The sequence below is a fragment of the Nocardia amikacinitolerans NBRC 108937 genome (genome assembly GCF_001612615.1).
Lineage (GTDB): Bacteria > Actinomycetota > Actinomycetes > Mycobacteriales > Mycobacteriaceae > Nocardia > Nocardia amikacinitolerans.
The window spans coordinates 232411-245660 of the sequence record NZ_BDAU01000013.1 but is presented as its reverse complement, the minus strand read 5'-3'; the positions used below and the strand labels follow the sequence as shown (position 1 = coordinate 245660).

The following is a 13250-nucleotide window of genomic DNA, read 5'->3' as shown; positions in this document are numbered from 1 at the left end:
CGGCGCGCGGCGCGCGACCCGCGCCGGTGCCGCGCACGGAGGGCGAACCGCCTCGCGGCGCCCGCGGACGCGCCGAGGTGCCGCCGCACCCGCAGCCGAATGTGCGCTATCGCGAACGCGATTCGAGCCGCGCCCAGCGCCGCAAGCCCGAGAGTCTCTGACCCGCAGTCTGCGGCGTCCGACGCCGAACAGCGCGCCCCAGGGAAGATCGGCGTCGCCGACAGCCGCCCCACTGCGCAGCATCGAGTAGCGCAACGCCGCCGAACGAGCAGCCTCGATCGACAGCAGCGCCGCAGCAGCCACACGAGCGTCGCGCCGCCGGGAAAATCAGCGACGGTCGACGGAAGCACCGACGCAGGGACCGCGTCGACTAGCGCAGCGCCACCAAGAAGGCGTGGTCGGCCGACAGCAACGCCCACCCGGCCACATCGAGCAACTCAGCACCGCCCAGAATCGGCCTCGGTCGACAGCAGCGCCGAAACAGCGCGCAGCGCCAGCTCCGCCGAGAGATCAGCCCCGACCGGTGCGCAGCGGCGCAGCTCAGTTCCTCGCGGTCCGCAGTTCCCTCGGCAGCGCGAAGACCAGCGTCTCGTTGGCGGTGGTCACCGGCTGCACGTCGGCGTAGCCGTGCTCGGCGAGCATGTCGAGCACGCCGCGCACCAGGATCTCGGGCACCGACGCGCCGGAGGTGATGCCGATCGTGCGCACGCCCTCCAGCCAGGCCGGGTCGACCTCGCGGGCGAAGTCGACCAGGTACGCGGCGCGCGCGCCCGCGCCGAGCGCGACCTCGACCAGCCGCACCGAGTTCGAGGAGTTGCGCGAGCCGACCACGATGACCAAATCGCACTCCGGCGCCATCGCCTTCACCGCGACCTGACGGTTCTGGGTGGCGTAGCAGATGTCGTCGCTGGGCGGGTCCTGGAGCGCGGGGAAACGCTCGCGCAGCCGCTGCACCGTCTCCATCGTCTCGTCGACGCTGAGCGTGGTCTGCGACAGCCAGATCACCTTGTTCTCGTCGCGCACGGTGACCCGGTCGACCGCGTCCGGACCGTCGACGAGCTGCACGTGCTCGGGGGCCTCGCCCGCGGTGCCCTCGACTTCCTCGTGGCCCTCGTGGCCGATCAGCAGGATGTCGAAATCGTCGCGCGCGAAGCGCTTGGCCTCCTGGTGCACCTTGGTGACCAGCGGGCAGGTGGCGTCGATGGTGTGCAGGTCGCGCGCCGCGGCCGCCTCGTGCACCGCGGGGGAGACGCCATGCGCGGAGAAGACGACGACCGCGCCGTGCGGCACCTCGTCGGTCTCGTCGACGAAGACGACGCCGCGATCCCGCAACGTCTCCACCACGTGCCTGTTGTGCACGATCTCCTTGCGCACGTAGATCGGCGCGCCGTGCTTCTCCAGCGCCTTCTCCACCGTTTCCACCGCGCGGTCGACGCCCGCGCAGTATCCGCGCGGCTCGGCTAGCAGCACGCGCTTACCACCGTCGGCATCGGCTGATCCGGCGCCCGCCGAGCGGGCGATTCCGACGTTCAAAGGGATGGCCGAAGACATGGTCCCCAGGATACGTGCACCCGCAGACCTCCGAATGGCCGCATCGGCCGGGTCGTCGATGTGATCCAGGCCCTGGACAATAGTGTCTGTGACACTAGTTCTTTGCAGATCATGGCGTATCGGGCAGGCTATGAGCATGTTTCGACCACCGTTTCTGGCCCGGGTCGCAGCCGGGGCCGCCGTGTACGCCCTCGAAGAAACCCGCCGGTTACCAACGGCCGCGATGAACTTCCCGATCACCGCGATCAGCCAGATGTTGCAGACCACCATGCACGTCCAGCAGTTCGTGACCAGCCTCGCACTCAAGGGCGACGCGGTGTTCGAGCGGCTGTCCAACAGCCCGGTGGAGCAGCCGGAGTGGGCGACCTTCGACGAGGACCTCGGCGACGAGCAAACCTCGGGCGACGATTTCGCCACCGCGGGCCGTACCAGCCGCTTCGACCTCTACACCGCCGAGGATTCGAGCGCTGGCTCCACCAACGGGCACGTCGCCACGGTGCAGACCATCACTGTGCCGGAGATCACCGAGCCCGAGCCCGTCGCGGAACCGGCTTCCGACGAGGCGGCGTCCGTCGACGACGAGCCCGCCGAGATCGCCGAGCCCGAGGTCGCGACCCGCTACGACTACGCCAACATGACCCTCGCCCAGCTCCGCGCCCGCCTGCGCATGCTGACCGTCGAGGACCTCACCGCGCTGCTGGACTACGAGCAGCGGACCCTGGCGCGCGCCCCGTTCGTGACCATGCTGACGAACCGGATCGCCACCGTCCGGGCCCAGTGATCGCACCCGCGACGACCTCGCCGGTGGTTGGCCGGGCTCGGTCCGGCCAACCCCGCCGCGTATACCTGTCCGTATGACACAGAGCGGTCCCCAGCCGTCCGCCGAGGCAGGCGCGGCCCCCGCCAACTCCGCCGAACACCCGTGGCCGGTGCGCTCCGTGGCCGTGAAGGTCATGCAGTGGATCGACCGCCTCGGCTCCATCTGGGTGGAGGGGCAGATCACCCAGATCAACGCGCGCCCTGGCGCACGCACCGCGTTCCTCGTGCTGCGTGACCCGTCGGCCGACATGTCGTTGCAGGTGACCTGCGACCCCGATCTCTTGCGCCGCTCCCCGATCCCGCTGCAAGAAGGCAGCCGGGTGGTGGTCTACGGCAAACTCACCTACTTCACCGGCCGCGGGACGCTGTCGTTGCGGGTCATCGAGATTCGCCCGGTCGGTGTCGGCGAGTTGCTCGCCCGCATCGAGCGGCTCAAGGCGCTGCTCGCCGCGGAAGGTCTTTTCGATCCCCGGCTCAAGCGGCCGCTCCCGTTCCTGCCCGGCACCGTCGGCCTGATCACCGGCCGCGCGAGCGCCGCCGAACGCGACGTGCTCACCGTCGCCAAGAATCGTTGGCCCGCAGTGCGTTTCGAAGTGCGCAACACCGCGGTGCAGGGCCCGACGGCGGTGCCGCAGATCCTGGACGCGCTGACCGAACTCGACCGTGACCCGGCCGTGGAGGTCATCGTGCTCGCCCGCGGCGGCGGCAGCGTCGAGGACCTGCTGCCCTTCTCCGACGAGGCGCTGTGCCGCGCCATCGTGACGGCGACGACGCCGATCGTCAGCGCCATCGGCCACGAACCCGACAACCCGCTCGCCGACTACGTCGCCGACCTGCGCGCCGCGACGCCGACCGACGCCGCCAAGCGCGTCGTGCCCGATGCCGCCGCCGAGCTGGCCTGCGTGCGCGAGCTGCGCGCCCGTTCGGCCGCCGCACTGCGCGGCTGGGTGGACCGCGAGACCCGGGCGCTTGCCCAGCTCCGTTCGCGACCGGTGCTCGCCGATCCGCTGCGCGAGGTCGACCGGCGCGCCGAGGAGATCGAACGGCTGCGCGTTTCCGCGCGGCGCTGCGCCGAGCACACGGTTCGCACCGAAGCCACCGCGACGCGACACCTGCGCGAAAAGCTCACGGCGGTGGGCCCGGCCGCGACGTTGTCCCGCGGTTACGCTGTCGTGCAGCGCGTGACCGGTTCGGAACGGCACGTCGTCCGCAGCATCGAGGACGCGCCCGCGGGCAGCCAGTTGCGCATCCGGGTCGCCGATGGCGCCGTGACCGCGGCGGCCCTCGGCACCAAGGCGCTCGGCGCTCGCAAGCCGAACGCCCGCGATTCCGGCGCCCGCCGGGACGACGAACGCACAGGAGGGAACTGACCTTGGCCGACGCCGGCAAGGACGAGCTGGCCGAGATCGCGGACTTCGGCTACGAACGCGCCCGCGACGAACTGGTGAACGTCGTCAAGATGCTCGAGCAGGGCGGCATGGACCTCGACGATTCGCTCGCCCTGTGGGAGCGCGGCGAAGCACTGGCCAACCGCTGCGAGGAACATCTGGCCGGTGCGCGCAAACGGGTCGAGGACGCCCTCGCCCGCGGCGCGACCGACGAGGACTGACCGACGAGCCGTGGGGCGTGCGCCGATTCTTCGCCCGCGACCCGAGCGGAAAGATCGTCAACGTCGTCGCCCACGTGAACCGCGACGACTGATCGACGCGCGTCGACGAGCGCGGTCGCACGACCAGCCCGCGCCGGGGCGAACCGATCGTGTGCCGCTACCCGACGACGCGGCAGGGCGCCCGCTAGCCGCCCGCGAAGGCCGTCGCCTCGAACCGGACGACGCCATCGGCCGAACCCGTCTTGCGGAATCCGGCCTTCTCCAGAACTCGCACCGATCCCGGGTTCGAGGTCTCCACGTCCGCGTACACCTTGTGCACACCGGGGGCGCCCAGCGCGTACTCGGTCAGCGCTCTGGTCGCCTCACTCGCGTACCCGCGCCCACACCGAGACGGGACCGTGCCGTAGCCGATCTCGAGTCCATCCGCGCCCGGCGGCCAGAACAGCCCGATCGAGCCGACCACGAGCCCGGTCTCGCGCTCGACGATCAATCGGTGGCCGTACTCGCCGTACCACTGCGGATGGTCGGCGAACAGCCCGGCGATCACTCGATCGCCGTCGGCGGGGAAGTCCTCGGCCCAGTGCGCGAGGCGGTGTCCGGCCAGCACGGCGGACACGTCGTCGGGGGTCCAGCGGCGCAGAATCAGGCGCTCGGTGCTCAGCTCGCCGGTGGAGATGTGGGAAGACACGTGACACTCCTGGTCATCGAAAGGACCGGTCCGCGTCTCGAATTCAGCGGACCGGATGGAAGGCATGCGAAATACGGCTGTTGACAGCCATATTCATCGACCTCCGCACCCTCGAATCCGCGTATCTCGCGTCGCGCCAACCCTAATCGGGAACCGAACGGGTGGCAATCGAGCTCAGCCGGCGATCGGCTGGGCGGTGGTCACCGCCTGGGCCAGCGTCGTGAACGCTGCCTCGTTCCCCGCACCCTTGATCAGCACCCGGACGCCGCCGAAGTCGGCGATCCACGCCGTCTCCTCGGTCGGCTCGGCGTAGACGATCCACTTCTTGTCGCCGATCTGCTGAGCCCCGCTGGCGTAGCGCGAGCCGAGCACGAAGCGGGCGAGCGACTCCTCGGTGGCGCTGCTCTGGGTCAGCTGCATGTAGGTGCCCTGGGCGGTGATGTAGCCGACGGTGCTGACCGGACCGCCGCCCTGGCCGGTGACGGTGTCGCGGCTGCCGGAGTTGGGGGTCCAGTCGGCGGGCACGCTCGGGTTGCGGATCGGGAACGCCAGCGTGCGAGCGTCGGTCTCGAGCGCCGCCTTCACGTCGAAGTGCGGGATCTGACCTGGTGTCGGCCCCTTGGCGGCGAAGCTGCACTGGCTGGCCAGCGCGGCGAAGACCACGGCGATCAGCACCAGGGGGATCAGCGAGAAGAACAGATCCTTGTAGTCGTGCAGGATGCGTGGCTTTTGGTAGGACACGCTCCCAGTATCCACTCGGTGGGCGGGTGCGCGGCCAGGCACCCCCGTCGCCTGGAACAGGGGTGCACGGATGCCCGACCCCGGAATGAGACAATCGTCCCGTACGTACGACCCGAGGGAGGCACCCCGCCATGACGGCATCTTCGCCCGCACCCAGCCGCCGCGAGGCGCCGGACCGAAACCTTGCACTCGAACTGGTCCGGGTGACCGAGGCGGGCGCGATGGCCGCGGGGCGGTGGGTCGGCCGCGGTGACAAGGAGGGTGGCGACGGCGCCGCCGTCGACGCGATGCGGCAGCTGGTCAGCTCGGTTTCGATGCGCGGCATCGTGGTGATCGGCGAGGGCGAGAAGGACGAGGCGCCCATGCTGTACAACGGCGAGGCGGTCGGCGACGGCACCGGTCCTGACGTCGACTTCGCCGTCGACCCGATCGACGGCACCACGCTGATGTCGAAGGGCTCCCCCGGCGCGATCTCGGTGCTCGCGGTCGCCGAGCGCGGCGCGATGTTCGATCCGTCGGCGGTGTTCTACATGCACAAGATCGCGGTCGGCCCCGACGCCGCCGACGTGATCGATATCTCGGCCCCGATCGGCGAGAACATCCGCCGGGTCGCCAAGGCGAAGAAGTCCGCGGTGTCCGACCTGACCGTCTGCATCCTGGACCGGCCCCGGCACGCCGAGCTCATCCAGCAGGTCCGCGACGCGGGCGCCCGCATCCGACTGATCTCCGACGGCGACGTCGCCGGTGCGATCGCGGCGGCCCGCCCCGATTCCGGCACCGACATCCTGGTCGGCATCGGCGGCACCCCGGAGGGCATCATCGCCGCGGCGGCCATGCGCTGTATGGGCGGCGCGCTGCAGGGCATGCTGTCGCCGAAGGACGACGAGGAGCGCCAGAAGGCCATCGACGCGGGCCACGACCTGGACCGGGTGCTCACCACCGAGGACCTGGTGTCCGGCGACAACGTCTTCTTCTGCGCCACGGGCGTCACCGACGGCGACCTACTACGCGGCGTCCGCTACTACGGTGGCGGCGCCTCCACCCAGTCGATCGTCATGCGCTCCAAGTCGGGCACCGTCCGCATGATCGACGCCTACCACCGCCTGACCAAGCTGCGCGAGTACTCCTCGGTCGACTTCCACGGCGACGAGGACGCGGTCCCGCCGATGCCCTGATCGGCTTCGACCTCGCGGCCGCGTTCGGTGTTCCCGGACGCGGCCGCAGTCGTTCACAAGGGGGAAGATGCTGTGGTGGGGAACGAATCCGGCCGCGAGACCCGGCCTGGCACAACTGAACTCGTCGACGCGATGACCGAGATCGCCACCCGCGCCGGTGCGTCGGCGACGGTTCCCGGAACACCGAACGCGACCGACGCGCAGGTACTGGTCGAACGCGCCGACGTACTGGTGCTGCGGGTCGGCGCGGTCGTCGTCAAGGCCCATCCGGTCGACACCGATGCGACGGCGTTGCTCTCCCGCCTCCGGCTGGCGAGCACATCGCAGGGGATTCTGCTGCCGCCGTTGCCGATCGGCGACGCGCTCCATACCTACGCGGCGGGTCGCACGATCACCGCGTGGCCGTACGGCAAACCGGTCGACCCCGACGATCCCGACGCCGCGCCGTGGGAAGCCGCCGCGACGCTGCTGACCCGGCTGCACGCGCTGCCGGGACGCGGTCTGCCGGAAGCGGGCGGACCGTCCCGTGTCCATCGGGCGATGCGTCGGCTGCGCGAGGCCGCGGTGCCGGACCGAGCGGCCGAGACGATCGTGTGCCAAGCATTCGCTGCGCTGCCCGAATCGTTCGCAGCACGCCCCGGGCTCCCCGAAGCGGCCGCGCGCCGCACGCTCGTGCACGGCGATTTCCACCTCGGCCAACTGGTCCGCGTCGGTCGAGCGGACGCCGACCGCTGGCGGCTCATCGACATCGACGACCTCGGCTCCGGCGATCCGGCGTGGGATCTGGCCCGCCCGGCCGCCCTCTTCGCCGCGGGCATTCTCGAGCCGGTGACCTGGCTCCGCTTTCTCGACGCCTATCGCGCGGCGGGCGGTGTCGCGGTGCCGAGGGAGGGGGACGAGTGGACCGCGCTCGATACTCCGGCCCGCGCCGTCGCCGTCCAAGCGGCCGCGCTGGCACTGGTCGCCGCCGCACGCGAGAAACGCGAACTCGATGATCTGGACACGGCTTTGGTGGACGCGTGCCGACGGATAGCCACCGCATCCGTCATATCGTGATGCCCGAGTCCGGCTACGCGGCGCCGCCGCCGCCACCGGCCGCCCCCGCGCCCACGTGGGGTGCGCCAGCCCCGCACTACGGGCACGGCCACCACCACAAGCACCGCTCGTTCGGCAAGGTCCTGTTCTCCTCCTGAGTCCCGGCGTCACCGGTCCGGTATTCCGCCGGACCGGTGTGGTATTCCGCTCAGGCGTGGCTGCCCCACGCGGACCTCGTGCGGCATAGGGTCGAAATCATGACCGAGGAGACGCAGTACCGCATCGAGCACGACACCATGGGCGAGGTACGGGTCCCTGCGCACGCGTTGTGGCGCGCGCAGACCCAGCGGGCCGTGGAGAACTTCCCGATCAGCGGACGCGGCTTGGAGCGCGCGCAGATCCGCGCGCTCGGACTGCTCAAGGCCGCGTGCGCCGAGGTGAACAAGGATCTCGGCCTGCTCGACGCCGTCAAGGCGGACGCCATCATCGCCGCCGCGAACGAGATCGCCGCTGGCGAGCACGACGACCAGTTCCCGATCGATGTCTTCCAGACCGGCTCGGGCACCAGCTCCAACATGAACGCCAACGAGGTGATCGCCTCGATCGCCAAGGCCAAGGGCGTCGACGTGCACCCCAACGACGACGTGAACATGTCCCAGTCGTCCAACGACACCTTCCCCACCGCCACGCACGTCGCGGCGACCGAGGGCGTCATCAAGGACCTGGTCCCGGCGCTCGAGCACCTGCGGCTCGCGCTGCTGGACAAGTCCGAGGAATGGCGCACCGTGGTCAAGTCGGGCCGCACCCATCTGATGGACGCGGTCCCGGTGACTCTCGGCCAGGAGTTCGGCGGCTACACCCGCCAGGTCGCGGCGGGCATCGACCGGTTGATGGTGACGCTGCCGCGCCTCGGCGAGCTGCCGATCGGTGGCACCGCGGTGGGCACCGGCCTCAACGCGCCCGTCGGGTTCGGTGCGAAAGTCGTTGCGGAACTGGTGAAGTCGACCGATATCGACGCGTTCACCGAGGCGATCGACCACTTCGAGGCGCAGGCGGCGCGCGACGGTCTCGTCGAGCTGTCCGGCGCGCTGCGCACCGTCGCGGTGAGTCTCACCAAGATCGCCAACGACATCCGCTGGATGGGTTCCGGTCCGCTCACGGGTCTGGCCGAACTCCAGCTGCCGGACCTGCAGCCGGGTAGCTCGATCATGCCCGGCAAGGTGAATCCGGTGCTGCCCGAGGCGGTCACGCAGGTGGCGGCGCAGGTCATCGGCAACGACGCGGCGGTCGCCTTCTCCGGCGCGAACGGCGCCTTCGAGCTGAACGTCTACATTCCGGTGATGGCGCGCAACGTGCTCGAGTCGATCCGCCTGCTGGCCAACGTGTCCCGGCTCTTCGCCGACAAGTGCGTGCGCGGGCTGGTCGCCGACGTGGAGCGGCTGCGCACGCTGGCCGAGTCCTCTCCGTCCATCGTCACCCCGCTGAACTCGGCGATCGGCTACGAGGAGGCGGCGGCGGTGGCCAAGGAGGCGCTGAAGGAGAAGAAGACGATCCGGCAGACGGTGATCGATCGCGGCCTGCTCGGCGACCGCCTCACCGAGGCCGAGCTGGATCGCCGCCTCGACGTGCTGTCGATGGCGAAGGTGAAGGACACCAAGTAATGCGAGAGGGCGCCGGGGAGGTGAATCCGCCCGGCGCCCTTCGGCGTTCGGTAGCGCTGCGCCGCAGATCAGGCAGGCGAGAACACGCGCAGGTGCTCCAGCTCCGCGCGTGCCGCCTCGCCCTCGGAACCGAGGTCGGCCCGGTCGAAGACGTTCCAGCGGCGCAGCAGCGGCGCGAAGACCAGCTCGCCTTCCTTGGCGCGGTCGTAGATGCCCGCCTCGGCCAGCACCTCGTCGCTGCTGCGGCCGTCCGGCAGCGCCACGCTCGGCACCTCGAAACCGGCGACCCGGTCGGCGATGGCGCGCATGGTCTGGTCGGGCGCGATCGCGAACGCCGCGGCGACCAGGTCGGCGAAGAACACCGACTGCAGCTCGTCGTCGGCCGCGATGCGCTCGGCGATGGCGGTGACCATCGGGTTCTCGTTCAGCGCCGCGGTGTTGCGGTGCCGGATGGCCGACGCCGCCTCCTCGAACGCGGCGTTGGCGAGCACGTCGAGCAGGTGCAGGGCGGGACGGCGGAAGCCGGCCGTCATGTGCGCCATCCGCTGACGTTCCAGGTCGACCGGATCCACCGACCTGGTGACCATCAGGTAGTTGCGGATCAGGATCTCGTGCCGGTTCTCCTCGGCGGTCCAGCGGCCGACCCAGCGCCACCACGGACCGGTGCGCAGATACTTGCCGATCTCGCGGTGGTAGGAGGGCAGGTTGTCCGCGATGAGCACGCTCACGGTCAGCGCCAGCTTGGCGATCTCGCCGAGCTCGGACTGTTCCGGGGTCCAGTCCTCACCGCCGAGGAAGGCGAAGTTGCGGCCATCGTCCCACGGCACGTAATCGTGCGGCTGCCACCCGTCGGCGACGGCGATGTGGCGTCGCAGATTCGATTCCACCTCATCCGCGAGCGCCTCGAGCAGTTCGCGGTCGGTCAAGAGATTTTGCACGCTCACAACCTAGCTGTTCGGCCCGCGGCGCGGGACTCTACCGATGGGAATCGCCGACGACGCCCGAGAAGCGCCGGTGCGCTGTCTCGGGCGTCGCGGGGGTTCGACTACTTCATGGTGACGGTGATCTGCCCGTTCACCCAGGTGATGGTGCCGCCGCTGAACTCGCTCTTCTTGCCGCCGGGGATGTCGGTCTCGTCGCTGACCGGGTAGCCGAGCTCGCCCGCCGCGCCGCCGTTCTCCTCCCACGCCTTGCGGATCTCGCCCCAGACGATGTGCGGCTCGCCGTCCTCTGGCTCGTAGATCGTGCCGCCGACGAAGTCCTGGTACTTGCCGTTGTTCGGGGCGCTCTCCTGGGCCTCGATCGGGGCGCCAAGCGGGCCCTCCGGGCCGCCCGCCTCCATGTACTTGTCGTAGATGTCGCCGGAGACGGTCACCTCTTCGCCGCCGCCCTGGGCTGGGATCCTGGTCTCGTCCGCGGCATCCGGGGTCTGATCCGCGGTGTCGCGATCGTCGGTGTCGGGATTGTCGGTGCCGTGCGCCTCGGTGTGCGTGGTCGCCATCGGGGCGGTCGTCATGCCGAGGGTCGGGGTGGTGAGGACGCTGTCCGATTCGTTCGAGTCGTCGCCACCGCATCCCGCGATGAGCAGCGCGGCGGCCGCCAGCGCCACCGTGAATCCAGCCGTGCGTCGAGCGTGGTGCATATGTCGTCCCCTCTCGAGTGTGGCTCCGACGGCGCCCTGACACCGGCACCGCGCGTAGCCTAGGCCGATGTTCGGCAACGGCCCGGCGAATCGACTAAGACGCGCCGGGCCGTTGCCCAACTGGTAACTCGGCGGATATTACCCACTCGATGTGAGGTGAAACACACCCCGAGCGTTAGCTCGGGTGCACCTCCAGCTCAGCTCTAGGAGTTCGGTCCGTACTCCTCGAGCATCTCGGTGACCAGCGCCGCGATCGGCGAGCGCTCGCTGCGGGTCAGCGTGATGTGCGCGAAAAGCGGGTGTCCCTTGAGCTTTTCGATCACCGCCGCCACGCCGTCGTGCCTGCCGACGCGCAGGTTGTCGCGCTGGGCGACGTCGTGGGTGAGCACGACGCGCGAGCCGGTGCCCAGCCTGCTGAGCACCGTGAGCAGCACGTTGCGTTCCAGCGACTGCGCCTCGTCCACGATCACGAAGGAGTCGTGCAGCGAGCGACCGCGAATGTGGGTGAGCGGCAGCACCTCCAGCATGTCGCGGCTGAGCACCTCCTCCATCACCTCCGGCGAGGCGAGTCCGTCGAGGGTGTCGAAGACGGCCTGCGCCCACGGCCCCATCTTCTCGCTCTCGCTGCCGGGCAGGTAGCCGAGATCCTGGCCGCCGACCGCGTAGAGCGGTCGGAACACCACGACCTTGCGCTGCGTGCGCCGTTCCAGCACGGCCTCCAGACCCGCCGTCAGCGCCAGCGCCGACTTGCCGGTGCCCGCCTTGCCGCCGAGCGAGACGATGCCGACGCTCTCGTCCAACAGCAGGTCCAACGCGATGCGCTGTTCGGCCGAACGCCCGTGCAGACCGAACGCCTCGCGCTCGCGCACCAACTGCACGCGCTTGTCCGGCGTCACCCGGCCCAGCGCGCTCGAGCTGGTGCCGAGCAGCCGGATTCCGGTGTGGCAGGGCAGTTCCCGCGCCTGGTCCAGGTCGATCACGGACTCGGCGTAGAGCTGGTCGATCTGGGAGGACGCGACATCGATCTCGACCATCCCGGACCAGCCGGAGGTCACCACGTCCTGCGCGTGGTACTCGTCGGCGTGCAGACCCACCGCGCTCGCCTTGACGCGCAGCGGAATGTCCTTGGACACCATGACGACCTCGCGACCTTCGGCCGCGAGATTCAAGGCGCAGGCCAGGATCCGGGAATCGTTGCTTTCCGTGCGGAAGCCCACCGGCAGAACCGTGGGGTCGGTGTGATTGAGTTCCACCTGCAGCGTTCCGCCCTCGGTGCCGATCGGCACCTGCTCGTCCAGCCTGCCGTGCTGCAGGCGGAGGTCGTCCAGGTTGCGCAGGGCTTCCCTGGCGAACCAGCCCAGTTCGTGGTGGTGCCGCTTGGCCTCGAGTTCGCTGATGACGACCAGCGGGAGGACGACATCGTGCTCGCCGAACCTGGTGAACGCCCAGGGATCGGAGAGCAGGACCGAGGTGTCGATGACGAAGGTCTTGGCACCGGGAGTGTGGGAGAGCGAGGGGCGGGCCCCCTTGGTGTCCGAAGAGACAGCGGCGCGCTTTCCTGTGCCAGCAGAACGGGAGTGCGCCGAGGGGGCGGAAACGGAGCGTGCAGCAGTCACGGTGGGCTCCTTTTGTGTCCACACGGCACCCGCGTGGACGATCTCGCTGGACCGGTCCGTCCTTCTGGATCCGACTCGAGTCAGATGCCACGAGGGCCGGGTGCCGGCCCCCTCGTACTGAGTAGCTCAGTCACGGTCAGGACCTCCCGTACGAACCACACCGACGCGGTCCGCATCTCCGAAGTTACCGCCGACTGCCCGGTCCGCGCTCGGGGACGGTGAGGCGTGTCGGTGAAGATCCCGTTAACGCGCGGCTCGGCGGGGTCGCCGAAGTGGTTGTCGCCGCAGCTCACCGGGACAGTTAGAGTCGAATCATGGCCGGTAACGAGGAACTCGAGAACCTGTCGTCCAAGGAGCTGCACGACCGGGCGGTGCGGCTGGCCGTGCGCCGCGGGGACATCAAATACCTGTGGCAGCTGCTCACCCGCATTCCCGCCGCCGAGGCGGCCGCGGGGAACGTCGGCGAGAGCGAGGCGAGCATCAAGTTCGTGCTGCCGTTGATCGACGACTACATCCATGCGGGCGACGGCGCGGTGGCCGAGCAGCTACGGCCGTTCTACCTGGACTACCTGGTCGCGCATTCGTGACCAGGGCGGCCGTGGCAACGCGGCCGCGACTGTCCGGCGATCGCGCCGAAAGGCGGTGCGCGCCGGGCGAATCGGCGAACGGGTGGAGTGCGGCGGCAAACCGACACCGGGCCGAAGCCGCGCGGC

14 protein-coding genes are annotated in these 13250 nt (G+C 69.9%); 8 read left to right on the top strand and 6 right to left on the bottom strand.

What is annotated here, in order from left to right; translation table 11 throughout:
* Nucleotides 1–540: 540 nt before the first annotated feature.
* Entirely contained in the window at nt 541–1551 is a 1011-nt protein-coding gene (locus tag NAM01S_RS13905; protein WP_067784768.1) for a 4-hydroxy-3-methylbut-2-enyl diphosphate reductase, read from the bottom strand.
* A 136-nt stretch (nt 1552–1687) separates the two neighbouring features.
* Here NAM01S_RS13905 and NAM01S_RS13900 point away from each other — a divergent pair, with 136 nt between their 5' ends.
* The 3 genes from NAM01S_RS13900 to NAM01S_RS13890 all read left to right on the top strand — a co-directional run bounded on the left by NAM01S_RS13900 (nt 1688) and on the right by NAM01S_RS13890 (nt 3979).
* On the top strand, nt 1688–2332 hold the full coding sequence (locus NAM01S_RS13900) for a lipid droplet-associated protein (protein WP_143861403.1): 645 nt from the start codon (nt 1688–1690) through the stop codon (nt 2330–2332).
* Nucleotides 2333–2405: 73 nt separating this feature from the next.
* A complete protein-coding gene (gene xseA / locus NAM01S_RS13895) occupies nt 2406–3740 on the top strand; it encodes an exodeoxyribonuclease VII large subunit (protein WP_067784763.1) in 1335 nt (444 codons plus the stop codon).
* A 2-nt stretch (nt 3741–3742) separates the two neighbouring features.
* Complete coding sequence (locus NAM01S_RS13890) at nt 3743–3979, top strand: exodeoxyribonuclease VII small subunit (protein ID WP_067784761.1); 237 nt, start codon at nt 3743–3745, stop codon at nt 3977–3979.
* Between the two features lie 184 nt (nt 3980–4163).
* Here the strand turns inward: NAM01S_RS13890 and NAM01S_RS13885 are convergent, their stop codons facing one another.
* Both NAM01S_RS13885 and NAM01S_RS13880 read right to left on the bottom strand, forming a co-directional pair.
* Nucleotides 4164–4667 (bottom strand): GNAT family N-acetyltransferase, encoded by a 504-nt coding sequence (locus tag NAM01S_RS13885; RefSeq protein ID WP_067784867.1) that lies wholly within the window; start codon nt 4665–4667, stop codon nt 4164–4166.
* A 174-nt stretch (nt 4668–4841) separates the two neighbouring features.
* Entirely contained in the window at nt 4842–5408 is a 567-nt protein-coding gene (locus NAM01S_RS13880) for a DUF4245 domain-containing protein (RefSeq protein ID WP_067784758.1), read from the bottom strand.
* 131 nt (nt 5409–5539) lie between these two features.
* Between NAM01S_RS13880 and glpX the strand changes: the two genes are divergently transcribed.
* From glpX to NAM01S_RS13865, 4 genes are all read left to right on the top strand, one after another.
* Complete coding sequence (gene glpX / locus NAM01S_RS13875) at nt 5540–6583, top strand: class II fructose-bisphosphatase (protein WP_067784755.1); 1044 nt, start codon at nt 5540–5542, stop codon at nt 6581–6583.
* Nucleotides 6584–6658: 75 nt separating this feature from the next.
* Nucleotides 6659–7639, top strand: coding sequence for an aminoglycoside phosphotransferase family protein (locus NAM01S_RS13870; protein WP_218018396.1), 981 nt, complete (start codon nt 6659–6661; stop codon nt 7637–7639).
* On the top strand, nt 7639–7776 hold the full coding sequence (locus NAM01S_RS35015) for a hypothetical protein (RefSeq protein WP_169810849.1): 138 nt from the start codon (nt 7639–7641) through the stop codon (nt 7774–7776). The genes NAM01S_RS13870 and NAM01S_RS35015 overlap by 1 nt, the downstream gene beginning before the upstream one ends.
* Before the next feature lie 99 nt (nt 7777–7875).
* The gene (locus tag NAM01S_RS13865; protein ID WP_067784752.1) at nt 7876–9279 is read left to right on the top strand and encodes a class II fumarate hydratase; all 1404 of its coding nucleotides are present in this window, start codon (nt 7876–7878) and stop codon (nt 9277–9279) included.
* 68 nt (nt 9280–9347) lie between these two features.
* Here NAM01S_RS13865 and NAM01S_RS13860 read toward each other — a convergent pair whose 3' ends face one another.
* The 3 genes from NAM01S_RS13860 to phoH2 all read right to left on the bottom strand — a co-directional run bounded on the left by NAM01S_RS13860 (nt 9348) and on the right by phoH2 (nt 12399).
* On the bottom strand, nt 9348–10217 hold the full coding sequence (locus tag NAM01S_RS13860) for an acyl-ACP desaturase (RefSeq protein WP_067784862.1): 870 nt from the start codon (nt 10215–10217) through the stop codon (nt 9348–9350).
* A 107-nt stretch (nt 10218–10324) separates the two neighbouring features.
* Entirely contained in the window at nt 10325–10921 is a 597-nt protein-coding gene (locus tag NAM01S_RS13855) for an LGFP repeat-containing protein (RefSeq protein ID WP_067784749.1), read from the bottom strand.
* Between the two features lie 203 nt (nt 10922–11124).
* Nucleotides 11125–12399, bottom strand: coding sequence for an RNA 5'-3' helicase PhoH2 (gene phoH2, locus NAM01S_RS13850; protein ID WP_245910127.1), 1275 nt, complete (start codon nt 12397–12399; stop codon nt 11125–11127).
* A gap of 452 nt (nt 12400–12851) precedes the next feature.
* On the opposite strand from phoH2, the gene NAM01S_RS13840 reads away from it, so the two are divergent.
* Nucleotides 12852–13124 carry a hypothetical protein gene (locus tag NAM01S_RS13840; RefSeq protein WP_067784742.1) on the top strand — a complete coding sequence of 91 codons (273 nt, stop codon included), beginning with the start codon at nt 12852–12854 and terminating at the stop codon, nt 13122–13124.
* Nucleotides 13125–13250 lie beyond the last annotated feature (126 nt).